General features: G+C 67.8%; 28 protein-coding genes. 13 read left to right on the top strand and 15 right to left on the bottom strand.

The genetic code is table 11. The features are described from left to right. Window positions 1-40 precede the first annotated feature (40 nt). Window positions 41-193 carry a DUF6307 family protein gene (locus tag K3G64_RS05285; protein WP_238889491.1) on the top strand — a complete coding sequence of 51 codons (153 nt, stop codon included), beginning with the start codon at window positions 41-43 and terminating at the stop codon, window positions 191-193. Between the two features lie 60 nt (window positions 194-253). After that, entirely contained in the window at window positions 254-613 is a 360-nt protein-coding gene (locus tag K3G64_RS05280; RefSeq protein WP_238889490.1) for an HPF/RaiA family ribosome-associated protein, read from the top strand. A gap of 28 nt (window positions 614-641) precedes the next feature. Here K3G64_RS05280 and K3G64_RS05275 read toward each other — a convergent pair whose 3' ends face one another. Further along, window positions 642-1,829 (bottom strand): N(5)-(carboxyethyl)ornithine synthase, encoded by a 1,188-nt coding sequence (locus tag K3G64_RS05275; protein ID WP_238889489.1) that lies wholly within the window; start codon window positions 1,827-1,829, stop codon window positions 642-644. After that, window positions 1,813-1,953, bottom strand: coding sequence for a hypothetical protein (locus K3G64_RS05270; RefSeq protein ID WP_238889487.1), 141 nt, complete (start codon window positions 1,951-1,953; stop codon window positions 1,813-1,815). The genes K3G64_RS05275 and K3G64_RS05270 overlap by 17 nt, the downstream gene beginning before the upstream one ends. Window positions 1,954-2,183: 230 nt before the next feature. Here K3G64_RS05270 and K3G64_RS05265 point away from each other — a divergent pair, with 230 nt between their 5' ends. Beyond that, a complete protein-coding gene (locus K3G64_RS05265) occupies window positions 2,184-3,380 on the top strand; it encodes a fatty acid desaturase family protein (protein ID WP_238889485.1) in 1,197 nt (398 codons plus the stop codon). 33 nt (window positions 3,381-3,413) lie between these two features. On the opposite strand, the gene K3G64_RS05260 is transcribed toward K3G64_RS05265, so the two are convergent. Continuing rightward, window positions 3,414-4,661 carry a cytochrome P450 gene (locus tag K3G64_RS05260; protein WP_238889483.1) on the bottom strand — a complete coding sequence of 416 codons (1,248 nt, stop codon included), beginning with the start codon at window positions 4,659-4,661 and terminating at the stop codon, window positions 3,414-3,416. 169 nt (window positions 4,662-4,830) lie between these two features. Here K3G64_RS05260 and K3G64_RS05255 point away from each other — a divergent pair, with 169 nt between their 5' ends. Continuing rightward, window positions 4,831-5,292, top strand: coding sequence for a cyclic nucleotide-binding domain-containing protein (locus K3G64_RS05255; RefSeq protein ID WP_238889481.1), 462 nt, complete (start codon window positions 4,831-4,833; stop codon window positions 5,290-5,292). An 86-nt stretch (window positions 5,293-5,378) separates the two neighbouring features. Continuing rightward, on the top strand, window positions 5,379-6,770 hold the full coding sequence (locus K3G64_RS05250; RefSeq protein WP_238889479.1) for a WS/DGAT/MGAT family O-acyltransferase: 1,392 nt from the start codon (window positions 5,379-5,381) through the stop codon (window positions 6,768-6,770). Between the two features lie 7 nt (window positions 6,771-6,777). Here the strand turns inward: K3G64_RS05250 and K3G64_RS05245 are convergent, their stop codons facing one another. Then, entirely contained in the window at window positions 6,778-8,289 is a 1,512-nt protein-coding gene (locus K3G64_RS05245; protein ID WP_238889477.1) for an MFS transporter, read from the bottom strand. A gap of 117 nt (window positions 8,290-8,406) precedes the next feature. Here K3G64_RS05245 and K3G64_RS05240 point away from each other — a divergent pair, with 117 nt between their 5' ends. Together K3G64_RS05240 and K3G64_RS05235 are read left to right on the top strand one after the other, a co-directional pair. After that, complete coding sequence (locus K3G64_RS05240) at window positions 8,407-9,966, top strand: DUF2252 domain-containing protein (RefSeq protein WP_238889475.1); 1,560 nt, start codon at window positions 8,407-8,409, stop codon at window positions 9,964-9,966. 91 nt (window positions 9,967-10,057) lie between these two features. Beyond that, window positions 10,058-10,885, top strand: coding sequence for a DUF1206 domain-containing protein (locus K3G64_RS05235; protein ID WP_238889473.1), 828 nt, complete (start codon window positions 10,058-10,060; stop codon window positions 10,883-10,885). Window positions 10,886-10,892: 7 nt separating this feature from the next. On the opposite strand, the gene K3G64_RS05230 is transcribed toward K3G64_RS05235, so the two are convergent. Then, complete coding sequence (locus K3G64_RS05230; protein WP_238889471.1) at window positions 10,893-11,321, bottom strand: lipoprotein LpqH; 429 nt, start codon at window positions 11,319-11,321, stop codon at window positions 10,893-10,895. Window positions 11,322-11,509: 188 nt separating this feature from the next. Here K3G64_RS05230 and K3G64_RS05225 point away from each other — a divergent pair, with 188 nt between their 5' ends. Next, window positions 11,510-11,902 carry a hypothetical protein gene (locus K3G64_RS05225; RefSeq protein ID WP_238889470.1) on the top strand — a complete coding sequence of 131 codons (393 nt, stop codon included), beginning with the start codon at window positions 11,510-11,512 and terminating at the stop codon, window positions 11,900-11,902. 17 nt (window positions 11,903-11,919) lie between these two features. On the opposite strand, the gene K3G64_RS05220 is transcribed toward K3G64_RS05225, so the two are convergent. Together K3G64_RS05220 and K3G64_RS05215 are read right to left on the bottom strand one after the other, a co-directional pair. Continuing rightward, window positions 11,920-14,208, bottom strand: coding sequence for an alpha/beta hydrolase-fold protein (locus tag K3G64_RS05220; RefSeq protein WP_238889468.1), 2,289 nt, complete (start codon window positions 14,206-14,208; stop codon window positions 11,920-11,922). Between the two features lie 54 nt (window positions 14,209-14,262). Next, window positions 14,263-14,742, bottom strand: a complete 480-nt coding sequence (locus tag K3G64_RS05215; protein WP_238950420.1) for a DUF309 domain-containing protein — start codon at window positions 14,740-14,742, stop codon at window positions 14,263-14,265. Between the two features lie 273 nt (window positions 14,743-15,015). On the opposite strand from K3G64_RS05215, the gene K3G64_RS05210 reads away from it, so the two are divergent. From K3G64_RS05210 to K3G64_RS05195, 4 genes are read left to right on the top strand one after another with little or no spacing between them, the layout of a single operon-like run. Then, window positions 15,016-16,353, top strand: coding sequence for an alpha/beta hydrolase (locus K3G64_RS05210; RefSeq protein WP_238889466.1), 1,338 nt, complete (start codon window positions 15,016-15,018; stop codon window positions 16,351-16,353). Continuing rightward, window positions 16,350-16,781 carry a hypothetical protein gene (locus K3G64_RS05205; RefSeq protein ID WP_238889464.1) on the top strand — a complete coding sequence of 144 codons (432 nt, stop codon included), beginning with the start codon at window positions 16,350-16,352 and terminating at the stop codon, window positions 16,779-16,781. The genes K3G64_RS05210 and K3G64_RS05205 overlap by 4 nt, the downstream gene beginning before the upstream one ends. 51 nt (window positions 16,782-16,832) lie before the next feature. After that, a complete protein-coding gene (locus K3G64_RS05200) occupies window positions 16,833-17,063 on the top strand; it encodes a FitA-like ribbon-helix-helix domain-containing protein (RefSeq protein WP_238889462.1) in 231 nt (76 codons plus the stop codon). Beyond that, complete coding sequence (locus K3G64_RS05195) at window positions 17,050-17,448, top strand: type II toxin-antitoxin system VapC family toxin (protein ID WP_238889460.1); 399 nt, start codon at window positions 17,050-17,052, stop codon at window positions 17,446-17,448. The genes K3G64_RS05200 and K3G64_RS05195 overlap by 14 nt, the downstream gene beginning before the upstream one ends. A 35-nt stretch (window positions 17,449-17,483) precedes the next feature. Here the strand turns inward: K3G64_RS05195 and K3G64_RS05190 are convergent, their stop codons facing one another. The 8 genes from K3G64_RS05190 to K3G64_RS05155 form a co-directional block, all read right to left on the bottom strand. Beyond that, a complete protein-coding gene (locus K3G64_RS05190) occupies window positions 17,484-18,101 on the bottom strand; it encodes an RES family NAD+ phosphorylase (RefSeq protein ID WP_238889458.1) in 618 nt (205 codons plus the stop codon). Window positions 18,102-18,719: 618 nt separating this feature from the next. After that, window positions 18,720-19,430 carry a M15 family metallopeptidase gene (locus tag K3G64_RS05185; RefSeq protein ID WP_238950418.1) on the bottom strand — a complete coding sequence of 237 codons (711 nt, stop codon included), beginning with the start codon at window positions 19,428-19,430 and terminating at the stop codon, window positions 18,720-18,722. 143 nt (window positions 19,431-19,573) lie between these two features. Next, the gene (locus tag K3G64_RS05180; RefSeq protein WP_238889457.1) at window positions 19,574-19,696 is read right to left on the bottom strand and encodes a DUF2293 domain-containing protein; all 123 of its coding nucleotides are present in this window, start codon (window positions 19,694-19,696) and stop codon (window positions 19,574-19,576) included. Window positions 19,697-19,899: 203 nt separating this feature from the next. Next, window positions 19,900-20,829 carry an alpha/beta fold hydrolase gene (locus tag K3G64_RS05175; RefSeq protein WP_238889455.1) on the bottom strand — a complete coding sequence of 310 codons (930 nt, stop codon included), beginning with the start codon at window positions 20,827-20,829 and terminating at the stop codon, window positions 19,900-19,902. 79 nt (window positions 20,830-20,908) lie between these two features. Continuing rightward, window positions 20,909-21,649: a peptidoglycan recognition protein family protein gene (locus K3G64_RS05170; RefSeq protein WP_238889453.1), complete on the bottom strand. Its 741-nt coding sequence runs from the start codon at window positions 21,647-21,649 to the stop codon at window positions 20,909-20,911. A 32-nt stretch (window positions 21,650-21,681) separates the two neighbouring features. After that, complete coding sequence (locus K3G64_RS05165; RefSeq protein WP_238889451.1) at window positions 21,682-22,941, bottom strand: alpha/beta hydrolase; 1,260 nt, start codon at window positions 22,939-22,941, stop codon at window positions 21,682-21,684. Window positions 22,942-22,978: 37 nt separating this feature from the next. After that, on the bottom strand, window positions 22,979-23,824 hold the full coding sequence (gene sodC / locus K3G64_RS05160) for a superoxide dismutase[Cu-Zn] (RefSeq protein WP_238889449.1): 846 nt from the start codon (window positions 23,822-23,824) through the stop codon (window positions 22,979-22,981). Window positions 23,825-23,888: 64 nt separating this feature from the next. Then, on the bottom strand, window positions 23,889-24,617 hold the full coding sequence (locus tag K3G64_RS05155; protein WP_238889447.1) for a sulfite exporter TauE/SafE family protein: 729 nt from the start codon (window positions 24,615-24,617) through the stop codon (window positions 23,889-23,891). 144 nt (window positions 24,618-24,761) lie between these two features. Between K3G64_RS05155 and K3G64_RS05150 the strand changes: the two genes are divergently transcribed. Next, window positions 24,762-25,982 carry a serine hydrolase domain-containing protein gene (locus tag K3G64_RS05150; protein ID WP_238950416.1) on the top strand — a complete coding sequence of 407 codons (1,221 nt, stop codon included), beginning with the start codon at window positions 24,762-24,764 and terminating at the stop codon, window positions 25,980-25,982. Window positions 25,983-26,060: the final 78 nt, after the last annotated feature.

Raw genomic sequence — 26,060 nt, 5'->3', positions numbered from 1 at the left:
TCCGAGCGCAAAATGCCCTAGAGTCAAAGGAAATTCGACGATGACCACAAGTCTGCGCACACCCTATGCCGAACGTGTCGAGCTGGTAGCCGACACCATCATGACCTACTCGAAGCTCAAGGGAGCGGCAGCGGAGGAATTGGCCGTGCATGTGTTGCACGCGCTGAACTCCATCCCGGAAAAGATGCGCTGAGCGATGATACCCGGCCTGCCCGAAGTCGACCGAAAAAGATTTCGTGACAACGCAATTCGCGTGGGCACGGGATTCGTTGCCAAAGAGCGCTCGTTCGTGCTCGAGTCGCTGTCGGCGTTGGGACCGCATCTGGGCAAGTGGGACCCCCGCGATGTGGAGATCGATGTCTCTCTGCAGGACCGGGGTGGCAGCCAGCAACGCGTGACGGTGCGGGCGCGGCTGCCAGGGCTCCCGATGCTGGTCGCGACGGCCGACAACCCCGATGTGGCCCACGCGTTGAGTGAAGCCAAGCGGGAGCTGATTCGTCAACTCAAGCACCAGAAGTCCGCTCAGGACCCCATGAACAACCGCCGGGGCAGGCGTACCACCATTCGGCACCCAAGCGCACCGCCGCATTCGGACGCCGAAGATCTCCGATGATCGGCCCGGAAGCCTCTGCTCCGGCCGCTCACCGAGCCGCAGCCTGTTCGCTGCGCACCGGGTGCGGATAGGTATCGGCTCGACGCTGGAACGACAGGATGGCGGGGTTGCCGACGACACCGTCGCGAATCTCTATCGCACGGGCGATCGTGGGAGTCGAGTCCCACGCCACCGGTCCGCTCAGCACCGTCTCGAGGTGCGGCAACAGCGCCTCGCTGATTTCCCACGTCGCCGAGTTCCACAGATGTGACGGGCTGTGGTCGACGGCGTAATACTTCACGCCGTTCGACATTTCGATGACGGGCTCGGCGAATGACGTCGGGCGTGCCCAGTCGAAGCCCATGCCGACGTCGCAGGACACGTCGACGATGAGACTGCCCGGGACGAAGGAGGGCAGATCCCCCTCGGTCGCGAATATCAACGGGTTGCCGGGGTCCTGCAACACACAGTTGACGACGATGTCGTTGTCGGCGAGAACGCGGGCGACCGGTATGACCCCCTCGTCGGGACTGTCGGCCCAGGTTGCTTCAGGCGCAGCTCCGTCGTCGTGGCCCATCTGGACGATTTGGGTGGAGTGTATCGGCGCGGCGACGGCGGCCACCTCGCGATTGGTGAGCACCCGCACGTCGTCGACGCCGTGGGCGTTGAGTGCGGTGACCGCGCCGCGGGCGGTCGCACCGAAGCCGATGACCGAGGCGCGCAGACGCCGGCCGTAACTTCCGGTGATGCCGGCCAGCTGCATGGCGTGCAGAACGGAGCAGTATCCGGCCAGTTCGTTGTTCTTGTGAAAGACATGCAGCCCGAAACCGCCATCGGCCTGCCAGTGGTTCATCGCCTCGAAGGCGATCAACGTGAGCCGCCGGTCGATGGCGACCTGTGTCAGCGCCGCATCCTGCACGCAATGCGGCCAGCCCCAGACGATCTGCCCCATCCTGAGTTCGGCCAGATCCTCGGCCTGGATCTTGGGCAGCAGGATGACGTCACACTCGGCGACCAGTTGCTCGCGGGTCCGCATCCCGGCGACGAGTTGCCCCAGCTCGTCGTCTGTGGCCCCGAAGTGCGCGCCATAGCCGCGCTCGAGGAGCGTTCGGCGCAGGATGCGATCGTCGATCTTGGCGAAATGCGCCGGATGGATCGGAAGCCGGCGCTCGTCCGGCTTACGGTAGCGGGCCAGGACGCCCAGCGAAAGCGGCTGTGCCTCAGCGCTTCTTGACATGGAGCAAAGCCTCGGTCGACGAGACCCGGGCAGCCTGCTGCTTGGCATGCTTGACGGCGCGCTTTTCCTTGAGGGACTTGCCGGACTTCTTGGTCATCGTGTGCCGGGGGGACTTGTCAGACATCGCTGACCCCTTGCTCGTGGGGGCCTGGGTGGTCCCGATCCCCCGACTCTACTCCGGCAGGCCTGAGCCGCCTGACGAAGCGAGGCCGGCACTCGCGCCGTACCACGTACAGTGAAGGTAACGCCGACGCGCTTTCGTCGTCACCTTCGTCTCGACCGGTCGTCCGCTCACCGCGGGTTCTCGCACGAGCCCATCTTTCGCCAGCACGGCCGGATCGACCAGGACATCTCATGGCAATCGCCGATATCGCTGCCTACGCACATCTGGGTGAGGCGGACATCGAGGCACTCGGCTACGAATTGGACGGAATACGGCGAGACATCGAGGAGAGCCTCGGCACCGGCGACGCGGCATACATTCAACGCACGATCCGTTTTCAACGAATGCTGGAAGTCGCGGCGCGACTTCTCATCGCCGGTACCCGGTCACGCCCCGGATGGCTGGTCGGCACCGCCGCGCTGGCGGTGGCCAAGAGCATCGAGAACATGGAGATCGGCCACAATGTGAGCCACGGTCAATGGGATTGGATGAATGATCCCGAGATCCACTCGAGCACGTGGGAGTGGGACATGGCCGGGCTCTCGTCGCAGTGGAGGCACGCCCACAACTACCAGCATCACGTCTTCAGCAACGTTCTCGGCATGGACGAGGATCTCGGCTTCGGGGTCATGCGAATGACCCGAGATCAGCCGTGGCGACCTCGGCATCTTCTGCAGCCGCTGCAGAATCTGTTCCTCGCCGCGACATTCGAGTGGGGCATCGCCCTGCACGACGTCGAGCTGAAGCGGGGCCAGGGGATGACGGCCGAGGTGAAAGCCCTGATGGTGAAGGTAGCCAGGCAGGCGGTCAAGGACTACGTGGTGTTCCCGGCGCTGAGCCGGTCTCGCTGGCGCAGGACCCTGGCCGCGAACGCGGTGGCGAACCTGTCCCGCAACATCTGGGCCTACATGGTCATCTTCTGCGGGCATTTCCCCGACGGCGCAGAGAAATTCACCGCGGACGTCCTCGATGAGGAAACCCGTGCGGAGTGGTATCTGCGTCAGATGTTGGGAGCTGCGAACTTCGACGCCGGACCCGTGCTGGCCTTCGCCAGCGGCAACCTCTGCTATCAGATCGAACACCACATGTTTCCGGACCTGCCGAGCAACCGGTACGCGCAGATCGCCGTCCGCGTACGGGCGCTGTGTGAAAAGTACGACCTGCCGTACACCAGCGGCTCGCTTGTGCGCCAATACCTTTTGACGCTGCGGACCGTGCACAAGCTTGCCTTGCCCGACGGAATGCTCACGGCCACCTCCGACGACGCCCCCGAGACTGCCTCGGAGCGGAAGTTCGGCTCCGACTCCCGCCCGGTGACGCGACCTGGCGGCCGGATTGTCGGGTTGCAGACGGCGCTTCGCGCTCGGGCCGGGCGAATTCGGCGCTGAGCGCCGCGGTCCAGACCGTCGGATCGGCCGGTGTCAGCCCCGCCGCGTTCCGTAGTCGACCTGCCAGTGCTTGATCCCGTTGATCATGCTCGACCGCAACCGCTCGGGGGTCGACACCGGGCGTAGATCGGGCAGGTGGTCGGCGATCGCGTTGAACATCAGGTCGATCGTCATCCGCGCGAGGTTCGCGCCGATGCAGTAGTGCGCGCCGGTGCCACCGAACCCGAGATGCGGGTTGGGGGTGCGCAGGATGTCGAATGAGTGCGGTTTCTCGAAGACGTCCTCGTCGAAGTTCGCCGACCGGTAGAACAGCACCAGTCGCTGCCCCTTCTTGATCGGGACCCCGGACAGTTCGGTGTCGGCCAACGCCGTCCGCTGGAACGCGGTGATCGGCGACGCCCATCGGATGATCTCGTCGGCGGCGGTCTTGGGCCGCTGCGCCTTGAACAGCTCCCACTGGTCACCGAACTCGGCGAACGCCATCATGCCCTGGGTGATCGAGTTGCGGCTGGTCTCGTTGCCCGCGATCGCCAGTGTCACCACGAACATGCCGAATTCCGCGTCGCTGAGCTGACCGTCGGCGTCGGCATCGATCAGTGTGCTGACGATGTCACGATCTGTTGGTCCTGGGTCCCCGGCTTTGCGCTGCGCCAACTGCATGGCGTACCACATCATCTCGCCCGCCGAAGCCAGCGAGTCGTAGTCGGCGAATTCGGGGTCGTCGGCGCCGATCATCCGGTTCGACCAGTCGAACAGCTTTTCTCGGTCCTGCTGCGGCACGCCGAGCAACCCGGCGATGGCCTGCAGCGGAAGCTCGCGGGCGACCTGCAGGACGAAGTCACCGGACCCCTCGGCGGCCGCCTCAGCGGCGATCTGCTGCGCCCGATCGCCGAGCTCGCCGCGCAACCGCTCCACGGCGCGGGGCGTGAAGCCGCGGGAGACGATCTTGCGCAACCGCGAGTGCTCGGGGTCGTCCATCATGATCATCGACGCCCGGCCCGCCTCGATCTGGCCGCCGCCGCCGGTCACCGGGTACCGCGGCACCACGGATTTCTCCGACGACGAGAACACGTCGGCGCGCAGCGACACCTCACGTACGTCGCGGTGCTTGGTCACCACCCAGTAGCCGCCATCACCGAACCCGCCGACGTCAGGGTCCTGCTCGTTCCACCAGATCGGCGCTGCCCGCCGCAACTCGGCGAACTCCTCCATCGGCAGTCGTTGCGCGTAGATGTCCGGATCGGTGAAGTCGAAGCCCAGCGGCAGGTTCGGGGTCACCATGCCTTCAGGATGAGACACCGCGCGCGCCGACACGGGAGAATGGGCACACCGCCGACGCGACGGCGGCCGGTGTGATCGTCGTGGAACTGGTCCTGACATTTCCGTCTGCACACGAGGCTCGGGCGTTACTCTTCCGAAACAGGGCAACCTCTTGGATCGGGGATCTACCGTGGACAACCGCAAGCACGCTCGCAACAGCCGGCAGGCCCGGGCACAAGAGATCGAGGAAGACGCCCGCCGCCTGCGCGAATTCGACAACTTCGCGAGGTTCTCCGAACAGGACCTCAAGCGCCTGGCGCAGGCGGCGCACCGCACCTCGACCTCCGGCCCGTGGCCGCTGATCCGTCAGCACACTGTGTCGGACGCCTGCTACATCCTGCTCAGCGGCGAGGCGGGCGTCTATGTCGGAAACGACCGCATCGCGGTCGTCGGCCCAGGAGAGGTCATCGGGGAGTCTGCACTGCAACGCGGAAAACTGCGGAATGCCACCGTGACGACGACGGGGCAGGCCGAGGTGTTGCATGTCGATCGTGACGACCTTGCGCGATTGCTCGACGAACTACCCGCACTCAAGGAAATGATGGACGAAACGGTCAAGCGGCACGTGCCGAGCACCGCCGATTCAGACTGATCGGAGCGATCGAGAACCTCGCGGCATTGCGCTCAGCGGATGAATCCTTCGTTTGACGTCCACATCGTTGCGGGTACGTCAGGCGGATGGAACGGCTGAGCGGTTTCGACGCGAGCATGCTGTACAGCGAGTCGGCGGCCGTGCCCCTGCATGTGTGTTCGATCGCCGAGTTGGACACGACGACGATTCCCGGCGGATACAGCTTCGACCGGTTACACGACCATCTGGCGTCACGTCTGCGGGCGCTGCCGGAGTTGAGGGCCAAGCTCGCCGACAGCCAGCTCAACCTCGACCATCCGGTGTGGGTCGAGGACCAGGACCTGGACTTGTCCTTCCATCTGCGTCGCATCGCCCTGCCGACGCCGGGAGGGCGCCAGGAACTGGCCGATGTGTGCGGACGTATCGCGTCGGTTCCGCTGGACCGCAGCAAGCCGCTGTGGGAGATGTGGGTCATCGAGGGCGTCGGCGGCACGGACCCGCAGCGGGATGGCCCGATCGGCCTCATGATCAAGGTGCACCACGCCGCGGTGGACGGGGTGTCGGCCGCCAACCTGCTCAGTCAGCTGTGTGACGTGGTGCCGGACGCCCCGCCACCCGATTCGGTGGACGGGCCCGGAGGCGCGACGCCGTTGGAGATAGCCGGCGGGGGGCTGATGCGGGCCCTCACTCGTCCGTGGCAGCTGGTGAGGGTGGTGCCCGAGACGATGTCGACGATCGTCAACACCATCAGCCGTGCCCGCAGCGGCACGGCGATGGCCGCGCCCTTCAAAGCCCCGGCAACGGTGTTCAACGCAGAGATCACCGCCGACCGCACCATCGCGTTGGCGCAACTGGAGATGGACGACGTCAAACGAGTCAAGAACGAGTTCGGCGTCAAGGTCAACGACGTGGTGATGGCGTTGTGCGCCGGCGCATTGCGCGGGTACCTCGCCGACCGCTCAGAGTTGCCCGACAAGCCACTGATCGCGGTGGTGCCGGCGTCGGTGCACGACAAGTCCGATCGACCGGGACGCAATCAGCTCTCGGGCATGTTCTGCAATCTGCAGACGGATATCGAAGACCCGGTGGAGCGACTACGCGTTATCGCCGCATCCGATTCGCGCGCGAAGGAACACAGTGCATCGCTGGCCCCGACATTGATGGGCGACCTGACGCAAGCGATGCCGCCCGCGTTGTTCGGCGCGGCGTTGGAGGTGTTGTCGCACACCCCGTTGAAGCGCACAGCGATCCACAACGTGATCATCTCGAACGTGGCGGGACCGGATACCCCGCTGTATGCGGTGGGCGCCGAAATCCAGGCTCTGTATCCGCTCGGCCCGATCTTTCACGGCTCGGGTCTGAACATCACGGTGATGTCGCTGAGCGGCAGGCTAAACGTGGGCATCATCTCGTGCGGGACGCTGGTCAGGGACCTGTGGGACCTCGCTGATCGCTTCAAGGCCGAGCTGGCGGAACTGCTGGGCGGCAGCGGTCGCTGAGCCCGAATCACTTGGTGGACTTGATCAACCAGAGCGCCAGGATGATCGCGATCACCGGTCCGACGGCCATGACGGCGCTGAGGGTGTGGATCGCGTCGACAGCGGTGTGGGGCGCCTGCTCGATCACCAGCCGGGCCTTCTCCGGATCCACCATCTGAGCTCCCCGGCCGCTGTGGGCCACCACCAGCGCCTCGCGTGCCTCGGCGCGGGTGATGTCCGCGTCGCGCAGGTTGCGCACGCTGTCGGTGAGGAACAGGTTGATGCCGATGAGCGCGAACAGTGCGGGGCCCAGCGAGTAGCCGCCCTCGTTGACGGCGCTCTTGACCGCTGACACCGCGCCGCCGAGGTCGGCCGGGGCGCTGCTCATCATGATCGTCGCCTGCGGTGTGGTGACCAGCGCGCCGCCGACCACGATGAGCGCCGTGGTGATGAACACCGTCGTGCGCGACGTCTCGAGGGTCAACAGGCGCATCATCAGCAGGCCGCCGAGCATCACCACGAGACCGGACACCATGACGGTGCGCGGACCGAACCGGTTCGCCGCGGGCCCGGCGGAGGTCGCGGCGACGGCGGCCATCGCGGTAGCGGGGATCAGCAGCAGGCCGAACAGCTCGTGCGATTCCCGCCGGATCGTGACGAGGTAGAAGGCCAGCAGAACCATCGAGCCGCCGAGCACGATGTTGAACATCACGCCCGCGGTCACCGCGGCGTTGAACCGGCCGGAGCGGAAGACGCGCATGTCCAGCGCGGGGTCACGGGTGTGCAGTTCCTGCCAGACGAACGCCGCGCCCGCAGCCAACCCCACCGCGATCGCGGTCAGGCCGACGGTGTTGATGCCGGTCTCGATGCGTGAGATGCCGAAGATCAGCCCGAGCAGCGCGACGGCGAACAGCCCCATGCCGACCAGGTCCAGCCGCCGGGTCGCGCGCACGGTCTCGGGCACGAACCGCCAGACCACGAGCAACCCGATCGCGGCGATCACCGGCACCACCAAGAAGCAGGCACGCCAGCCGATCGCGTTGCCCAACGCGCCGCTGATCGCCGGCATCGGAGTCGCGACGGCGTACCCGACGCCGAAGTACGAGGCGATCGCCACGGCCCGCCTGCCCGGCGGGAAGACGGCGTTCGTGATCGCCAGCGAGAGTCCGATGAGGAACGCGAACGTGATGCCAGCTCCGGCGCGGGCGACGAGCAGCGCCGCCGACACGGGTGCCGCCGCGGCCAGCAGGTTGAACGCCAGGGCGCCGGACAACCCGACCAGGTACATCCGGCGCATGCCGTAGAGGTCGCCGAGGGCGCCGGCGGACAGCACGGCGGCGGCCATGGTGAGCGTGGCGAGGCTGTCGACGAAGGTCGCGGTGGAGCCGGTGATGTGCAGGCCGGCCGTGACCAGGGACAGGTTGGCCGACATGCTCGTCGGGTCGCCGATCGAGATGGCGTAGCCGAGCCCCATCGCGACGATCGTCATGGCGGCGGCCAGCCCCGAAACCTGGCGCTGCTGGCTGGGAGCGACCGACACGCGGTGGATGCTACTGGCCGTGCCGGGTCGGCCCGGTCCGAATGACGTGTCCGCGTCTGGCGTTCGACGGATCCGCCGCAGGGGTATCGCCGACGAGTTCAGGGGTAGTGGTCATGCATGGACATCGAGAACGCCACCCGCGACGAGCTCTATCGCAAAGCCAAGGAGCTCGACCTGGATGCGACGTCGCGAACACCGAAGGCCGAGCTGATGGACATGCTCGCCGGTGTGGCTGACGGTTCCGGTGGCGATCGCCCCGAGGCCGCCGACAGCTCCGACCAGACCGACCCGGGCGGCCGGGTGTCGGCGACCGACCGGCCCGCGGGTTCCCGCACGGAGGCGTTCCAGGAGCTGGCCACCGCGCGCGCCGCCGGGGCGATGGTGGTGCTGCCGCGCATGCTCACCGGCGACGGCCGCCGGGTGCACGTCCGTCAGACCATTCGCGAGGACCACTCGGTCCGCATCGCCCGCCACAACGAGGAGGCGTTCGAGAAGTTCGACAAGCTCGCCAAGTCCCGATACTCGTTCTTCCGCGGCACCGCGCTGCTGTTCTACCGCGACATGGTCGGCGAGGACCCCTGGATGCCCACGGTGCTGGCCGCAGGCGATGTGCACCCGGAGAACTTCGGGGTGATGCCCAACGTCGACAACGTGCCGATCTTCGGCATCAACGACTTCGACGAGGTGTTCTACGCGCCGTTCACCTGGGACCTCAAACGGGGGGCCACCGGCTTCATGATCGCCGGCGACGAGATCGGCGGCTACGGGCGCGCCAAGCGGCGCAAGATCGCCGCGTCGTTCGTCCGCGGCTATGTCGCCAAGATCCGGGACTACGCCGATGAACAGCCCGAGGACGCCGATGATCTCAGGCAGGACAATGCCCCCGACCTGATCGCCGACCTCATCGACGACGCCATGTCGGGTGGGCGCGCCAAGTGGCTGAACAAGAAGTATTACGACGAGACCAAGCGGGGCTTCAAGTCCAGCAAGAAGCTGGTGCCGATCTCGAGCAGGCGCGACGAGTTCCAGGAACTGATCGACCGGTACGTGCGCGAGGCACAGTTGTCGGTGCCCGAGCGAGCGGGTTCGATGCGGGTCAAGGACGTCGCCGAACGCCGGGGCCAGGGCACGGCATCGCTCGGCCTGGTGCGCTACTACGTGATGATCGAGGGGCCGAACGCCGACGCGACCGATGACCTACTGCTCGAGTTCAAGCAAGCGCGTCGCTCGGCGCTGGAGGGACTGGTGCCGCCGTCGGACCACGTCGTCGAGGGCGACGCCGATCGGGTGGTGCACGGTCACCGGGTGCAGTTGGTCAGCGGGGACCGGTTCTACGGCAGCATCAAACACCAGGGCATCAGCTTCCTGGTCCGAGAGCGGTCGTGGTTCCGCGACGACATCGACCTCGACGACCTGTCCTTCGGCGAGTGGCGTGAGTACGCCGAGTTGTGCGGGGGACTGCTGGCCCAGGCGCATGCGCTGTCCGACGAGGCGGGTCTGGTCGACCAGGACATCGAACCGGAGATCGTGGCCGCCATCGGCATCGACGACCTGTTCGTCGACGACATCGTGCGGTTCGCCACCGAGGCCGACGCCCGAAACAAGTCCGATCACAAGGCGTTCCGCGCCGACCACTCGCTGGGGGCGTTCCGTCGCGTCGACGTGGTTTATCGCTGAGGCCGCAACAAATTGACGCTCGAGGTATCGCCCGGCTCCGCATGGGGTAATCGCTTGGCACAGCGGATCACTAGACGAAGGCGAGTACCCCATGAGCAGCCCCACATCCCGTGCGCAGGGCCATGCAGGAGATATCAGATCGAAAGTCGCGCGGACCGGGCTGATAGGCAAGGGCGCCCTGTACACGCTGCTGGGTTTCCTGGCGATCAACGTCGCACTGGGCAACCGCGGTTCGGCCAGCGAGACGGGCGCCATCCAGACCGTCGCGCAGGCGCCGTTCGGCAAGTTCCTGCTGATCGCCCTCACGGTCGCGCTGATCGCGTTGGTGGTGTGGAAGTTCACCCAGGCCGCCGCCGGGGATCCGGTCGAGGGCTCCGAGGGCAGTGATCGAGCCAAGTACGCGTTCAAGGGTGTGCTGTACAGCGGTGCGGCGCTCGCCTCGCTGTCGATCCTGATCGCGAACTGGGGCGGCAACGCCGGCGCCGTGCCCGGTGGCGGCGGCGGTGGCGGCCAGCAGCAGGCCACCGGGTTGATCATGGGCCTGCCCGGCGGCAGGTGGATCGTGATGATCATCGGCCTGATCGCGATCGGCTTCGGCGCCTACCAGATCTACAAGCACACGATGAACTGCGGCTTCATGGAGCGCATCGGATCACTGCAGCAGGACAAGCGTAAGACGGTGGAAGCGCTGGGCCGGGCGGGTTATCTGGGCAGCGGCCTGGTGACGATCGGTGTCGGCTTCTTCTTCGTGACCGCGGGCCTGACCTACGATCCCAACAACGTCAAGGGCCTCTCGGGACTGTTGTCCGACCTCGCCGGCCAGAGCTGGGGCCAGGTCGTCCTGTGGGTCATCGCGGTCGGACTGTTCGCCTACGGGCTGTTCTCGTTCGCCGAGGCGCGGTACCGCCCGGTCACGTAGCGCGGGCTCAGCACGGTGCCTTGATCTCGAACGGCATCGTGCGCGACCGGCCCGGGTTGGCGGGATCGGATCCGACGACGGTGCCGGTGATCGTGTAGACGTTGCCGTTGGTGGTGGCCTCGGCCTCGCCGAGTTGGCCACCGGCGACGGCGGTCACCTCGTTGACGTTCTCGATGTTCACCGTTCGCACTTCCGGCTGAGTGCCGCCCAGAACGAGGAAAGCCTCGGCGCTTCCCGTTTCGGCGGTGGCGTCGATGGTCAGGTCCCACTTGATCTGTGTGCACTCCACCGACTGGGTCTCATAAGTGCTGCCGTCGACGGTGATCTCGCCGGCTTGGGCTTCCGGTTCGCTCGGCGTCGACCCGATGAGCCCGCAGCCCGCGCAGAAAGCGACCGCCGACAGCGTCGTCGCCAGGCCCAGCCCTCGGATCCGCATTCGCCCCACCTCCCCGTTCGCGCGGATTACCCACAATCGCGCCCCGGACAAACCGAGATGTTGCGCGTGACGTCGGCGCGGAGACGTCACGTCTCGGTTTCACTTTCATACCGCTGGGCGCGGGACTGAACCCGTGCGCCTACTGCACGACACGCTATGGGCTCGCAATCGCCATCCGAGGTATGCCAATGAACGTGGAACAGTGCCGTGCCACGGTGTTCCTGCACGAGCCGCTCAGGCAGTCGCTTCAGAGATGGCTGGGAGGCAACGAGGTGGCGTCGATGCAACGCTGCACGCTCGACGGCGGACACCGCGGTGAGCACGTCGGCCTGCCGGATGCCGACGGGACGGGGTCGCTGCGCTGGGACGAATGCGGCTTTCATGTCGGGTCGGCGAACAGGTGGCGACGCGAGCACCGCACGGAGTCCACGATCGCGCGCCCGACCGGCGGCCGGCATGCCGTCGACACCGGCGCGGCCGAGGCACCGAAACCGCATCCGGACACCCAGGCGTTGTGGGCGCTGACCGCCGCGGTCGAGCGCTTGGCCGCGTCGATCTCGGCCGCACGCGAGAAGGTCTGATAGTCGACTCCCGAGGGTCATCGCCGCAGCAGCGCGGTCACCACCTCGCGGGAGGGCACGGTCGCGGCGGTGAGCGTGATGGTGTGGCGTCCGATCGGCACCGCAACCAGCGGGCCGGCCGGCTCACCGTCGAGAAGAACGGCGGTGTCCGGCGGCACGGCGGCGAGCTTCACCCGGACGGGGGTGTCTGTGGAGACGTCGATGCTCGAGGCGGCCAGGTCGGCGAGGCCGGCGCGGGCGACGTCGACGGTCACGTGCGCCACAGCGGACAGGCTGAGCGTCAGGAACGGCATCGGCTCGACGGCCGGCCCGATGCGCCACTCGAGTTCGGTGTAGAGGCCGGGTTCGTCGAGGTCGGGTTCGACGCCGCGGCGGCGCCGGATCGTGCGCGTCGGATCCGGGCGTGCATACGACCGCGCGTCGACGGAGGCGATCGCCCCGCGCCTGCCGGCCGCGGCCGGATCGGCGGCCAGGTCCGACAACCACCAAACCCGTTGCGGCCCAAGGCCGAGGTCGGGCCGCACCAGCTCGGGGTACCAGCCGTACGTGATGTGGCCGGGGTCGCCCTGGCGGTAGCCGGTGCCCATCTGTGAGATCGGATCGTCGAACTCGTCCTCCAACACCCACGAGATGTGGTCCTCGAAGGGGTAGACGGTGAACCGGTAGCGGTAGCCCAGCCGGTCCAGTTCGAGGACCTGCGACAGCACCGAGGTGATCGGCACCAGTTGGTCGAGCACGCCGTGGGCGATGACGAACGGCAGCCACCGCCCGTTGGGCAGCAGCTCCCAGGTGTCGCCGGCGCGGGCGCAGGCCGAGTTCGGGTCGAGGTCGCCGGGGATGTCGACGTCGGGCAGCAGCCGCACCCCGCACACCGGCGGCCCGGCCAACACGACGGCCTGGGCGAACACCTCCGGGTACGTCAGCCCCAGCTTGTATGCGGCATAGCCGCCCATCGAGTAGCCCGAGATCACCGTGCGGTCGGGGTCGGTGCCGAGCTGTTCGGCGACCCGTGCCCACACCTCCCACACGTCGAGCTCGCCCTCGTCGAAGTACCAGCACGACGGTCCGCGGGCCAGCGGCGTCACCACCACCGACTCCCGGTCCTCGCACACCTGGTGCAGCAGACGCGGGTCGATGGCGGCGAACTGGTTCTGCCCCAACGCAAGTGAATGCAGTAGTAGCGTCAGCGGCAGTCGGCGGCCGGGCGAGTAGGTCGACGGCAGGCACACCGAGTAGGGCTGCACCCGGCCCAGGAACTGCGGGTCGGTGCTGAAGATGTTGGTCGGGGCGACGCCCTGGCCCAGTTCGATCGACGAGACATACCACCGGGTGGAGGTGCCCGTGACGATCGGCTCGGCGGTGGTGAGGCCCGCGGCCAGTTGGTCCCACGGCACCGCGAGCGAGAACTCGGTGATGTCGCCGTCGGACAGCGCTTCGGCCTGCGCCTCGTCGGACCAGAAGTTCAGGCGCGCCTTCTCCTGCCGGTGGGTGCGGAAGGCGACGTTGTAGACGTTGGGTTGGCCGGGCCGCGCGCCGCGGGAGAGCGGAACGTCGGCGAACCCGTCGCCGGCGTCGTTGGCCAACCCGGCGGCGAGGCGCACGGTCCAGGTGCCGGTGGGCTGGGCTCGTTCGCGAGGTATCCGGGCGAGGAAGGAGCGCGATCGCATGTCGACCTCGTACTCGACCAGGACCGACGCGTTCGTCGCGAGATCCCGCAGCCAGGCGCCTTGCGCCGAGATCAGCAGCGCGGAGTCGATACCGGCCGAGGTGACGCCCGCGTTGGCCGGCCAGTCATTGGTGGGAGCGCGGCCGCGATGGGTGTCGAAGGTGAAGCACGCGACGGGGATCGACGGGTCGAGCAGGGTGTTCCAGTCGACCCGCCACCAGGTGTGGGTCTCGGTCAGGCCGATCGCGACGCGGAAGATGTCGGCGCCGTTGCGGGCCGCGGGGCCGTCGGGATAGACGTAGGTGCCGCGCGGCGGGACCAGCCCGCCGGTGGGGATGTCGACCGGGACGCCGAACGCGCCGTGGTCGTCGTAGACGAAGTCGGTCCAGAAGACCGCGCCGCCGGCGAAGCGGCCGGTGCCGCAGGTGCGGGGGAAGTCCTCGCCGAACGGCCAGCCGTTGGGGGTGGGCAGTTTCGGTTCGGGCTGCAGGGCGGCCGCCGGTACGCCTTCGGGCATCCCGTTGATGACGCGCAGGTCCGACGGTGGGGCAGGCGCTTGCGGGGTGACGGCCCTGATCACGGTGTCGGCGACGCCGAGCCCGATCCGGATCGGCAGCAGCGCGAGGTCGAGAAGCGACATGGCTTCAACCTATGGGCCGTATGGCTTTTCGCGTGGCGGTTCGGCGAGGTGCCGTCACCCAGAGGCGACGAGCCGGGGGTGCAGGCGATATGGCGTGATCTGTGCCCCGGCGGCGAGGTCGTCGATCAGGGCATTGGCCCAGTCGATCAGGCCGGCGAGGTCGATGCCATGTGGTGGCGGCTGGTCGTGGTCGGCGAGGCGGTCCGTCGCGCGCTGCAACAGGCGCAGGGCTCCCTGGTGATTTCCCCGCTGGACGTGGGTGATGCCGACGGCGAGTTGGGCCAGGCCCTGCCACAGCGCCCGCTCGTCGTCGGGTCCGGTCTTCCAGGCGGCTTCGAGGACCTCGTGGGCGTTGAACGCCAGTCCGCGGTCCAGCAGGTCCTGGGCGTAGGCGAGGCTCTCGGCCGGCGGTAGCTCCAGGTCCTCGGGGATGCGCGGAACGCCCACGCTGCCCTTCGGCAGGGGTCGGCCCAGCGCGTCGCGGGGACGGGCGTTCTGCGGCCGACCCGATTCATCGCGGTCCCGTGCGGCCATGCCTCCAACGTAGGCGGCGAGTACGTCCAGCACCTCGGCGACGGCGGCGAGGTCTTCGATGAACATGCCTTCGATCTCGGGTGCGCGCAGGACGTAGGTCGGTGCCGGGCCGGCCGACGACGACGATGCGCGGCCCGAGCCTCTCGGCGGCGCGACGGCCGCGGACCGGGAACTGGTGGCGTCCGCTCGGGGTCGGCCGGCCGGAATGGGCGTCGAGCTTCCGGGTACCCCGCCGCCGCCGTCGCATCCGGGCGGTACGTTCGACGTGTCGCCATGCCAGTCGATCCGTCACCGCCGCCGGCCGCCCCGACCGGCGACGTTGCGCTGCCACCGCCCGGGAGCAGCGCCCGGGATGTCCACGCGTGGTGGAGCGCGCTCGACCAGCGGGAGCGGGAACGGCTGATCGCCGAGCATCCGGCGCGGCTGGGCAATCTCAACGGCGTTCCGGCCGCCGCACGGGACCGGGTGAACCGGGCGGTCGTGGAGGACGACCTCGCCCGGGTCGAGAACGCTGCACCGGTGGCCGATGCCTTGGAAGGCCCTGAGCGATATAGTCTTTCGAGCCGAGACGTGCTGCGGTACCGCAACGCGGAGCAGACCCGACGAGGGTTGGCGCGGCATCAGGGGTCCGACCCCGGCAACCCGCGGCCGGTGCTGCTGTGGGCCTACGACCCGGCGACGTTCATCGGACAGGGGCGGGCGGCGATCGCGATCGGCGACCCCGACGAGGCCGACCACGTCGCGGTGGTCGTGCCCGGCGCCGGCAGCAGCGTGGCGGGCGGGTGGTTGTCGGCCGGGCACGACGCGGCGATCAACCTCTACGACCAGTCGCTGATCGCCCGGCCCGGCGAGGCGACGTCGGTGATCTCCTGGATGGGCTACGACACCCCGGACGACTACACCGACCGCGGGATCGCCGCGCCGGTGCTGGCCCGCGTCGGAGGGGAGCGCTTGGCCGAGGATGTCAACGGCTTGTGGGTGACCCACGCGGGCCTGCCGCACGTGACGGTGATCGGGCATTCGTACGGGGCGACGACCGTCGCGGATGCGTTCGCGCGTAGCGGCATGCGGGCCAATGATGCGGTGCTGCTGGGCAGTCCGGGCACCGACGTGGCGCGCAGTGCGGCAGACTTCGGTGTCGACAGCGAGGTGTACGTCGGCGCGGCGTCGACGGATCCGATCAGCTGGATCGGGGTGTCGGGCAGTGTGCCGGACTTCCTCAACGATGCCCTGGGCCAGCCGTTCGGCCCGGACGCCGGGCTGGGGGCGGACCCGGCGGGCGAGGGCTTCGGCTCAATCCGGTTCAAGGCGGAGGCGACGGGGGCCGACGTGCTGGACTTCGGCGACCATTCGCACTACTACAACCTCGGCGGCGAGGCGCTGCGCAGCATGGTGCACATCGTCACGGGGGACGGCGCGGCGCTGGAGCGCGAAGGACTGGTCGCGCAGGGCCGACGCCAACCGCGGGTGACGACACCGCGCGAGGTGACCCTGCCGTGGGGTGGCCGAATCCGACTGCCGCGCATCGACAGTCGGATTCCGGGGACGCCGGCATACATCGACCCGGAGGCGGCCCGCCGCCGCGCGATGCTCGACGGGGAGGCGCCGTGAAGCGATTGACGGACGCCGAGGCGATGGCGCAGGTGGTCGACGCGGCGAGGGACATCGTCCGGGTGGCCGGCCTGGCCGATGTCACCGGCGCGTTCACCTTCGAGTCGTGCAACGACCAAGGGGAGCCGCCGTATCGCGGGCGGCTGGACATGAGCTTTGGGCTCCCGGAAGAGGTTGCGCCGGAAGCGGTTTGCGCACAGATCGCGGCGGCGATGGTGGCGCACGGCTGGTCCGACGGGCCGCCGCCGGGCAGCTGCCCGTTCGGTGTCGTCGTCCACACGGACTCGGTGATGGCGGTGATCGGCCGGGCCTGCGGGGGCGAGGCGCGGGGTTCGGTTCAGGTGTGCGGGCAGTGCGGCACCATGACCGATCACCGCAGGGACGGCGCGACGGTCGGCACCGATGTGACGAGCATGCTCGGTGGGTGACGGCCGCCAGCGCAGCTTGCGAAATGGCGCCACTGGCGCCATTATGGCGCCATGCCCAGCGTGCAGATCAAAGATGTCCCCGAGGACACTCATCGAGTTTTGCGAGAGCGCGCGGCGCGCGCACACCAGTCGCTGCAGGAGTACCTACGAAGCCGGCTGATCGCCGAGGCGAGTCAGCCGACGGCCGAGGAGGTTATGGAGCGCGCTGCGTCGCGCAAAGGTGGAACTGTGACGTTCGATGCGGCGGCGCGCCACGTTCGGGCCGAACGTGATCGTCGTTGACGCGAGTGTGCTGGCTGTTGCGTTGGGCGACGACGGGTCGGATGGACAGCGGGCCCGGCATCGGTTGGGCGACGAGACACTGGCTGCGCCAGAACTTATCGACCTCGAGGTGCTGTCGGTGTGGCGTCGTCACGTGTCGGCGAAGCTGATGACCGCCAGGCGAGCCAACGCCGCGGTGGTTGACCACGCGGACCTACCGATGCGGCGCGCACCTCACACGCCGCTGCTCGGGCGGATATGGGAGTTGCGCCACGCAGTGACCTCGTACGACGCTGCATACATTGCTCTCGCCGAGGTTTTGGACGTCGTCTTGGTCACCGCTGATGCACGTCTGGCGCGCGCACCGCGCATCAGATGCCAGGTCGAGGTGATGCCAGGCGCATGAGAAGTGCTGTCACCGGCGAGACATGATGCTGCGCGTCACCGCGCGATGTCCCAACCAACGGTGAAGTCACCGTGCAGCACGAGCTCGGTCATGGTGTCGGTCCGATCCACCACTGGCCAGCACTCGATGTCGAACTTGTCGACGGAAAAGAATGCGAAGTTGGCAGACGTCTGCGGGGTTGTGCGCGACCGGTAGACGATCGCATCGATGTCGGTCCACCAGTGCCGGACAGCATCTGCCAGTCGATGGCAGGTGTCCCAGACATCAGGGTGCTGGCCAGCACTGATCTGGTCGTCGACGGCCAAGGCGTCGAGGTTTGCCTCCGTCCGCAGGTCGAGCACCCGGAGATTCTGCGCAGCCGACAATCGCACCAGGTGATGCGTTTCGTGGTCGGCGGGGATGACGAGTCCGGTCGACCGGTATCGCTCTCGGAATGCGCCGACGAGCGTGGCACCCGTGTAACGCGTCCGGAAGGTCCCCGAGCGCGGGTCGAAACGATACCGCGGGGTGGGAAAGCCGCCCCATTCCCAGTCGGCTGGGGCCGTGGCCTCCACCCGCCAGATCTGGGTGCCGGCGATCACCGAACGGCGGCGTAATCCGACCGGCCGGTCATCCGGTAAGGCAGCCAGGTAGCCGGCCGGAAGGTCAGGCACCGACAGCGGTGAGCATCTGCCACGCGGTCTGGGCGGTCTGCGGCTTGCGTATCGCTTCTGCGATCGACATATCGCCGAGCTCGTCGTGCCTGATACGCATGACGCGGTCTGCGGCCAGCGGGTCGGCGGTGAACCGGGCGAGCAGTTCAAGTATCTGCGGAAGGTCTGAGCGGACGCGGTCATCATCGAATTGCCAAGCGGGGAACCATGTCTGGTTTCCGACGGCGGCGCCGATGAGCTTCCCGCGGGTCCGCAGTCGATGGACGGCCTGCGTGTGCGAAGGCTCAGCAGCGTCTGAACGGCGTGAGTGGGCAGGGAACCCTCGACGAAGTCCTGCACCAGAGCGGTACGGCGTTGGGTGTTCAGATTGTGGGCGGCGACGCGTTCGAGGGTGCCCTGCGGTTAGGTGGGCGCATCCAGCAGGGCGGTGAGGACCCGCGCGAAGCGTGCGTCTGTTCGTGCCCGCGCAGCCAGGTCGCGAGCCAGCGGAGCAACGACGGCAGTCATAGGTGCATTGTACGTCTGGATGCCGACGATCGAAACAATCGAAACAACTTCAGCGGGTCAGGGCAGGACTTGTAGGTCTATGACGTATCCGGGTTTTCGCGTGGTGATTACTCACCGGTCACGACGCTCGAAGTGTTGATAGTCCTTGGGGGTTCGCCAGTCGCCGCCCCAGCGCCAGCCACGATCGGTGAAGATCCGTACCGCGGGGTCGCCGTCGTGCAGCAGTCCCGGGTCGATGCGGTTGCGATCGAGGTAGGGCGCGGCGTTGGCGGGTTGAAACGCGCCCGTGCTGTCGATATACGGGTTGAGCAGAGGGTTGATGTCGACGGCGCGGCCGTAGGCGTGCAGGGACCACTGGCCGCTTCCCGGTATGTCCCGACAGTTGAACGCCGAGGTGTTGTTGTCGCGCATGGACAATTCGTCGTCGGCGCGTGGGTAGTACTCGGGCGTGCGCATCTTCTCGATGGGATACCCCACTTCGCGAAGCCGCTCGAAGATCTCGATGACCTCGGCCACCAGATCTTCATGCACGATCAGCTCCCCACGGTGGATCCGCGCGTCCATTCCCAGGTGATCGATCTCGACTCGTCTCAGCCGGGCCGGCTCGAGCGGGCACCCGGGCCGCCAGCTAGCACCGAGCTCAGCGGCCGTGACGGGCAGGACTCCTGCAGGCGCGGGTGATGGATTGGCCGGCAGCGGCGAAGAAGGCGGTTGAGTGGTCGGCGACTTACTGGCCGCGCTCGGCGAGGAGGTGGCGCGGGGAGGCGCTGGCGGGTCGGAGCACTGCACGAGCAACGCACCAGCTGTGGTGATTGCCGCCAGTTTGGTGACAACGGGCAGGCGACGGCCGGTGCCGTGCTTCACCAACGTTTCTCCTTCTCCCGATCGCGCGTGTCAGCCGATGAGTGACACGGCGGCCGGCCACGGCCGGATGGTACTGCGCGGCTGCGCTATGGCACGCGCTATCAGGAAGGCCGGCGCCACTCGTCCAGCCTCTTGTCGACCTGATCGCGCACCCGCTCGCGCGCCGATTCGCGGTCCACGCCCGACATGAGCAGTTCGTCGTAATCGGTGTCGAGGTGTCGCACCGAGGATGATGGGTTCGAGCAGTCGGACACGACGTCGTTGCCACCGATCGACGTGTGCCTGCGTGAGCCAGCCCAAGCCGATCAACACATCGAGGAGAGTGACGAATTGCTGTTCTCCCACCGCCGCCTCAGCGGCCCGGGCGACTCTTGTCCTCACACCGGCCATAGATGTGGCGAGCGTACAACGGCCTCGGCGGTTGGGCTCAGAGATGTGAGCGTAGGAAGGCGAGGACGTCGTCAGCGCTGGCGAAGCCGCCCAGGTGGCTCTCCTCGTGGCGCAGGATCAGCTCGGCGTCGGGGAGGCGCTCGATCGCCGCTTGCGCGTCGGCCAGCGGAACGATGTTGTCGGCGTCGCCGTGCCACCAGCGCACCGGAACCGTGACGTCACCGAGCCGAAAACCCCAGTCGCGGCCGAACAGTCGCGCGTCATCGATGATCCCCTGGAACCGGCCCTTCGCCACCAGCACGAGATCGTCGATGAACATGCCCTCCATCTCGGGATCCTTGAGCACCCGCCGGTCACCTTCGGGGATGACGCTGGCGTAGGCCTGACACGCGAAATGCGCCAACGGAAGGAGCGGCATCATCAGCCCGTTGACGCTCTCGGCCAGCGGGCGGCGCAGGCTGTGCAGAACCGGGGCGAAGCGTCGGGCCAGCGCGATCGCGCCGGTGGCGAGCGCGTCGGAGCCGACCGAGGGCACCACACCGCCGAGCACGGCCACCGCCGCGACCCGTTCGGCGAGCGAGGGAACGGCCCCACAGGCCAGGGCGTACGGGCCGCCGCCGGAGAGGCCAACGACACCGAGGCGCTCGGCGCCGAGAGCGTCCGCGACGTGTGCCATGTCGGTGGCCCAGTCGGCCACCGATTCGTAGGGGTGCGGGTCGGACAGGCCGGTGCCGGGTCGGGCGACGAGGACGACGCGCAGGTTCAGCTTCTCGGCGGCGCGGCGGCCGAGCAGCGGGAACTGGCGGCGGCCGCCGGGGGTGCCGTGGAACCACAGCACCGGATCACCAGCCGGGTCGCCGAACTCGGCGAAGCCGAGGCGCCGACCGGTGGGCAGGTAGAAGCGGCCCTCGGAGCGGGGCTTCTCGACGCGAGGGACGCGGATCGGGTGCCGTATCAAGTTGGCCATGCGGAGTGGATGGTAAGCGCGGCCGACGGGTGAGATGGCCGGAATGGAAACTGCGCGCCCGGGTCAGCGTTCGTTGCAGTCAGCGACGGCCGGACTCGATGTCGGCGACGGTCGCCGCGGCTTCAGGACCACAGAGCGGATAAAGGTCTACCGGCCCGCCGGCCAGCAGCCCGTCGACGCGGCTCCTGAGGTCGCCCGAGGCGACGTGCGAGTAGAGGCTTGCGCCGGGGCAGCTGGTTTCGGAGCTGACATCGCGGTGGCCGGCGAGTGTTTCGGTTGGGATGTCGAATTGCTGTGCGGCCCAGGCGAAGGCGAGTGCGGCCCCGTCGACCTGTTGTTCGGTGACCTGTTCTTCGTCGAAGTTGCCTTCGCAGACGACGAGGAAGTGGCCGGTCGGGTCGTAGTTCGTCGCGGTGTCGCCGACGAGCTGCGGTGTGCGCAGCTCGTAGATGTTGCCGTCGCGGTCGACGCTGAGGTGATAGGCGATGTCGATCCAGCCCTGCGTGTCCTGGTGATAGTGCTGGTGCTGGCGGAGCCGGGCCGGGGCGTTGCTGTTGTCGCCGAGGACCACAGCGGTGTGGTGGATGGTCAGGCGGCTGGGCTGGTGAGGCGTGCCGCCCGGGCGGGGGGCATCGGCGCCCCAGGCGTCTCGACACAGCACGGCGCGGGAAGCGGACGGCATCGCGGGTGCTGCAAGGGCGGTGGATTTGGTCGAGTACACGGTGGCGGCCGCCAGTCCGGCCGTGCCGGCCAGCTGCAGTAGCCGTCGTCGGCTCAGCGCCGCGGTGCCGTCGACCCGGAACGGCGGGGATGCGTCCATGAGTTCACGGTAGGCCCTCACTCGCAGGCGGACTACCCTGCGTTCGGGTGGATCTCGGCCAAGAACTGCTCGACGGCGATCGCGGCGTGCACGGCGCGGGCGGAGCCCAGCATGTCGAAGGCGTGCTGGGTGAACGGCAGTTCGGCGTACACGACGGGTTGGGTGCTTACGTCGCGCAGCCGCTTCACGAATGCACGGGCCTGCTCGACGGGAACCAGTGAGTCGTTGCGGCCGTGCAAAACGAAAAATGGTGGAGCATCGGCGGATACGTGGTTGGCCGGTGAGGCGTCGGCATAGGACTGCGGATTGGTCGCGTGTGCTTCCTTGATCACCATCCGCTCCAGGAGTTCCGGCATCGACGGGTGCATCGCGTCCTGCAGACGGGTGAAGTCGAAGACGCCGTAGAACGGCACCGCGGCCTGCACGCGGGTGTCGGCGTCCTCGAAACCGGGCTGAAACCGCGGGTCGTTGGGTGTCAGCGCCGCCAGCGACGACAGGTGCCCGCCGGCCGATCCGCCGGTGATGACGATGAAGCCCGGATCGCCGCCGTAATCCTCGATATGAGACTTGACCCAACTCAGCGCGCGCTTGACGTCGACGATGTGGTCGGGCCAGGTGTTGCGGGGGCTGTGCCGGTAGTTGATGGCCACACAGATCCAGCCCAGCTCGGCGAGGTGGCTCATCAACGGATGTGCTTGTCCGCGTTTGTTTCCCGTCGTCCACGCCCCGCCGGGGATTTGAAACAGCACCGGCGCCTTACCGTTCCGGTCGAGGTCGCGACGCCGCCAGATGTCGAGGTGGTTGGCGCTGCCGTAGGGGCCGTAGCTGATGTCGGAGTCGTGGGCGTAGTCGCGGTGTATCCGCAGCATGCGCAGCGGCCCCGGCGTTCGGGCGGTGCCGCCGCCGGCCGGGCGGCGCCAGAGGCCCACTGAGTCTCGGCGGCGCCCGGTGCCCAGCCCGCTGTCCAACGCCGCGGTCAACGGGACGTCGGCCTTGTGTCCGGCGCGGCTGAAGTTCAACAGCCCCAGCACCGAGAGTCCGGCGATCAGCCAGGCGATGGTCCGCACCGGGCGGGTCAGCCCACGCGCGGTCAACGCCAGGCCGCCGACCTGGCTGGCCAGCGTCTGCAGGGGCAGTTCGGTGACAACCAGGCCGAACCCCCACGACCAGATCGACGGGTAGCCCCGGCGCGCCAGCGGGCGGTATCCGTTCAGCGTGGTCGCGGCGCTCAGCGCGGCCGCCCCCAGGGCCGCAACCTGTCGAGCGATGTGGATGACCCGCGCTCGTCGCATCCGGCCACCCTAAGAGTCGGTCGGGCCGGCGAAGTCCTTATGGCTGTTCAGTGGGCGTGGTCGTCACGACCGTCGTGGTTGTCGGCGAGGTCTCCGTAGTGGTCGTCGGGCTGGTGGTCTCCGGTGTGGTGGTACCGGTCGGTGACGGTGCGGTGGTCGTCGTGGGGCTGCCTGCCGGCGGGGGCACCACGGCGGTCGTCTCGGTGACCGTCTCGGTCGTCGGCGTCGTCGTTGTCGTGGCGGTCGCGCTCGCCGCCTCCAGGACGCCGCAGGCCACGCGGGCGCCGGAGTCGCCGGTGGCCAGCGTCTCGGCGTCCGGGCCGGGCACCCCGTTGACGGTGTAACGATCCGGGATATTGGCGAAGTTGTCGGCGCGCTCGTGGATCATCAGCGCGCTGCCCTGTGGACCGCGCAGGTCGTCGACGGTGATGGAGTCGGTCGTCGTGACCAGCCGCGCCGATCCGTCGGAGCGGACATCCAGAACACCCAGGTCGCCGATGGCGGGATGAGGGGTTTCGCCGTGCAGGTGCCCGCCGGCGGAGTTGAAGTCACCGGGCTGACCGCCGGTGGGCGCGACGGAGTTGGCCTCACACCGGCCCCATTCGTGGATGTGCAGACCGTGGAACCCCGGCGAGAGGATGCCCGCTTCGGTGGTTTCGACGGTGACCGTGGCGTAGTCGTCGGCGAACTCGATGTTCGCGTTCGCGACGGTGCGACCGTCGGCAGTCTTGACCTCGGTATTGATCGTCTCCCCCTGTGGCGCGGGGCTCGTGGGGGAGGTGGTCTGGTCGGCTGACTGGTCTTCCTGGCCACAGGCGGACAACATGGCGAGGGCGAGGGGCGCCGCCAGTGCCGTGGCGACTGCAGTTCTGGACTTGGACATGAGGGTGTGTTACCCGGATCACGATCATTCAATCCGTCGAATTGCGATGCCATGCACTCCCCGGTCAGCCCCCGATTGCCAGGAGTTCACGGCCGATCAGCATGACGGCACCGACCGCCGAAACACAGATGGCCATCCAGCGCAGCCGGTTCGGGTCCAGGACGCGGTTGAGGCCACGCGAGAGCACGTAACCGAGCACCGCTGCGGGGACGAACACGGCGAACATCCACACCGTGTGGGTGGTGACGGCGCCGGTCGCGGTGAGCGCGACGATCGACATGATCGAGCCGACGAGGAAGAAGCCGCTCATGGTGCCGCGCAGGCGGGCGCCTTCGTTGCGCTGCCACACCAACGCCATCGGCGGGCCGCCGATGGCCGTCGCGGTTCCGAAGACGCCGGAGGCCACACCGGCCAGCATCACGTTGCGTCGTCGGGCCTCCGGGATCCAGCCGAGGCTCGTCAACGCGACGCCGCCGAGTACGACGAGTGCGAGCATGATCGCCAGCCCCTGCGCCGGCAGCATCATCAGCAGCAGTGCACCGGCGATGGTGCCCGGCACCCGGCCGACCAACGCCCACCCGGTGCCATGCAAGTCGATGGACTCGCGTTCGCGCACGACGACCATCAGCGTCACGAGCGTCGCGATCATGATCAGCGTGCCGGGGATCAGCGCGGGGTCGACGAGCGCGATGATCGGCGCGGCGAGCAGACCGATGCCGAAACCGATCGACGCCTGCAACGCCGAGGCGAACAGAATGGTCGTGGCCACGATGGCGTATCCCCAGACGCTCATGATCAGGCCAGCATGGCACCTCGCGGCCGCAGCGGGTCGGCGGCGGTGTTCGATCCAGCCCGTCGCCGACCTTCAAGATCTACGCTCGCGGTAATGGTCCTGTGGGCGCGACGACGTCGAACCGACCGGGTGCGCCTCAACCGAATGGTCGCACTCGCAGCATGCGTCGCGCTGGTGGCGGCCGGCTGCTCCTCGGCGCCGGATGCGTCTGCCCTCAGACCGATCGACCGGGAGTCGTTTCAAGCGGTGGTGGCTGCCGCTGCCGAGGATCTCTTCGTGCCGGGTGCGATGGTCCTCGTGCGCACGCAGCAAGGCGACTTCGAGGCGGCGTTCGGCACCACGGAGCTGGGTACCCGTACGGCCCCCACCGCGGACACCCATTTCCGTATCGCCTCGAACACCAAGACAATGACGTCGGCGCTGATCGTGCTGCTCGCTCAGGACGGCAAGCTGGCGTTCGGCGACCCGGTGTCGAAGTACGTTCCGGGCGTACCGAACGGTGACAACATCACTGTCGCAGACCTATTGAAGATGAGGTCGGGTCTGTACGGCTATACCGCGGATCCGGCACTAGCGGCGGCACTCGACGCCGATCCCGCCAAACCGTGGACGCCGCAAGAGGTGTTGGCGATCGCATTTAGGCACCCGCCGCAGTTTCCGCCTGACAGCTCCTACGAGTACAGCAACACCAACTACGCGCTGCTGGGCTTGATTGCCGAGAAGGTCGGGGAAGGCCCTCTGGCACAACAGTTTCAGAAGCGGCTCTTCGGTCCGCTCGGGCTGGAGCAGACATCGCTGCCCGATTCGAACGACACGTCCATGCCGGCCCTGTACTCGCACGGCTATATGTACGGCGGAACCATTTTCGCGCTCGCCGACGACCCGTATCCCGCGGATCTGCAGGCTGCCATCCGCGCCGGCACGGCCAAGCCCACGGATTACACGGACCAGAACTCTTCGTATGCGACGGCGGCGGGTGGGGGTATCTCGACGGCGGACGATCTGGCGACGTGGATGAAGGCCCTCGTGTCGGGCCAGGTGTTCAATGCCGACTACCACCGGCAGTGGTTGGACAGCCGGCAGGCCGAGGATCCGGCCGCGCCGGACGGGCAGCAGTACGGGTACGGGATCTCGTATCAGCGCTACAGCCCGACCGCGGCGATGTACTACCACGGCGGGGAACTGCCGGGCTTCAACTCGTTCATGGGCCACGACCCGGAGAACGACGTCACGCTGGTCATCTGGACGAACCTGACGCTGTCGCCGGACGGCAGGACGACCGCCAACGCCTTGCTGCCGACCGTTCTCGATGAGATCTACTCGGGATTGTCGCTGGCGCCCGCAGCTCCGACGACGACGAGGTAGACAGAGCTATCGCGACCCCCCGGACAGCGATCTTGTTTGGAAATTGACGGAATTGGCAAGTCTTCTGCGACCAGGTCA

It is taken from the genome of Mycobacterium sp. IDR2000157661, from assembly GCF_022317005.1.
GTDB lineage: Bacteria > Actinomycetota > Actinomycetes > Mycobacteriales > Mycobacteriaceae > Mycobacterium.
The sequence above is the reverse complement of the archived record's forward strand: the minus strand, read 5'-3'. Positions and strand labels throughout refer to the sequence as shown.

Coding starts and splice junctions, on each gene's coding strand:
- K3G64_RS05285 (WP_238889491.1), top strand. CDS start 41: ATGACCACAAGTCTGCGCACACCCTATGCCGAACGTGTCGAGCTGGTA.
- K3G64_RS05275 (WP_238889489.1), bottom strand. CDS start 1,829: ATGTCAAGAAGCGCTGAGGCACAGCCGCTTTCGCTGGGCGTCCTGGCC.
- K3G64_RS05270 (WP_238889487.1), bottom strand. CDS start 1,953: ATGTCTGACAAGTCCCCCCGGCACACGATGACCAAGAAGTCCGGCAAG.
- K3G64_RS05265 (WP_238889485.1), top strand. CDS start 2,184: ATGGCAATCGCCGATATCGCTGCCTACGCACATCTGGGTGAGGCGGAC.
- K3G64_RS05260 (WP_238889483.1), bottom strand. CDS start 4,661: ATGGTGACCCCGAACCTGCCGCTGGGCTTCGACTTCACCGATCCGGAC.
- K3G64_RS05250 (WP_238889479.1), top strand. CDS start 5,379: ATGGAACGGCTGAGCGGTTTCGACGCGAGCATGCTGTACAGCGAGTCG.
- K3G64_RS05240 (WP_238889475.1), top strand. CDS start 8,407: ATGGACATCGAGAACGCCACCCGCGACGAGCTCTATCGCAAAGCCAAG.
- K3G64_RS05235 (WP_238889473.1), top strand. CDS start 10,058: ATGAGCAGCCCCACATCCCGTGCGCAGGGCCATGCAGGAGATATCAGA.
- K3G64_RS05230 (WP_238889471.1), bottom strand. CDS start 11,321: ATGCGGATCCGAGGGCTGGGCCTGGCGACGACGCTGTCGGCGGTCGCT.
- K3G64_RS05225 (WP_238889470.1), top strand. CDS start 11,510: ATGAACGTGGAACAGTGCCGTGCCACGGTGTTCCTGCACGAGCCGCTC.
- K3G64_RS05220 (WP_238889468.1), bottom strand. CDS start 14,208: ATGTCGCTTCTCGACCTCGCGCTGCTGCCGATCCGGATCGGGCTCGGC.
- K3G64_RS05215 (WP_238950420.1), bottom strand. CDS start 14,742: ATGGCCGCACGGGACCGCGATGAATCGGGTCGGCCGCAGAACGCCCGT.
- K3G64_RS05210 (WP_238889466.1), top strand. CDS start 15,016: ATGCCAGTCGATCCGTCACCGCCGCCGGCCGCCCCGACCGGCGACGTT.
- K3G64_RS05200 (WP_238889462.1), top strand. CDS start 16,833: ATGCCCAGCGTGCAGATCAAAGATGTCCCCGAGGACACTCATCGAGTT.
- K3G64_RS05175 (WP_238889455.1), bottom strand. CDS start 20,829: ATGGCCAACTTGATACGGCACCCGATCCGCGTCCCTCGCGTCGAGAAG.
- K3G64_RS05170 (WP_238889453.1), bottom strand. CDS start 21,649: ATGGACGCATCCCCGCCGTTCCGGGTCGACGGCACCGCGGCGCTGAGC.
- K3G64_RS05165 (WP_238889451.1), bottom strand. CDS start 22,941: ATGCGACGAGCGCGGGTCATCCACATCGCTCGACAGGTTGCGGCCCTG.
- sodC (WP_238889449.1), bottom strand. CDS start 23,824: ATGTCCAAGTCCAGAACTGCAGTCGCCACGGCACTGGCGGCGCCCCTC.
- K3G64_RS05155 (WP_238889447.1), bottom strand. CDS start 24,617: ATGAGCGTCTGGGGATACGCCATCGTGGCCACGACCATTCTGTTCGCC.
- K3G64_RS05150 (WP_238950416.1), top strand. CDS start 24,762: ATGGTCGCACTCGCAGCATGCGTCGCGCTGGTGGCGGCCGGCTGCTCC.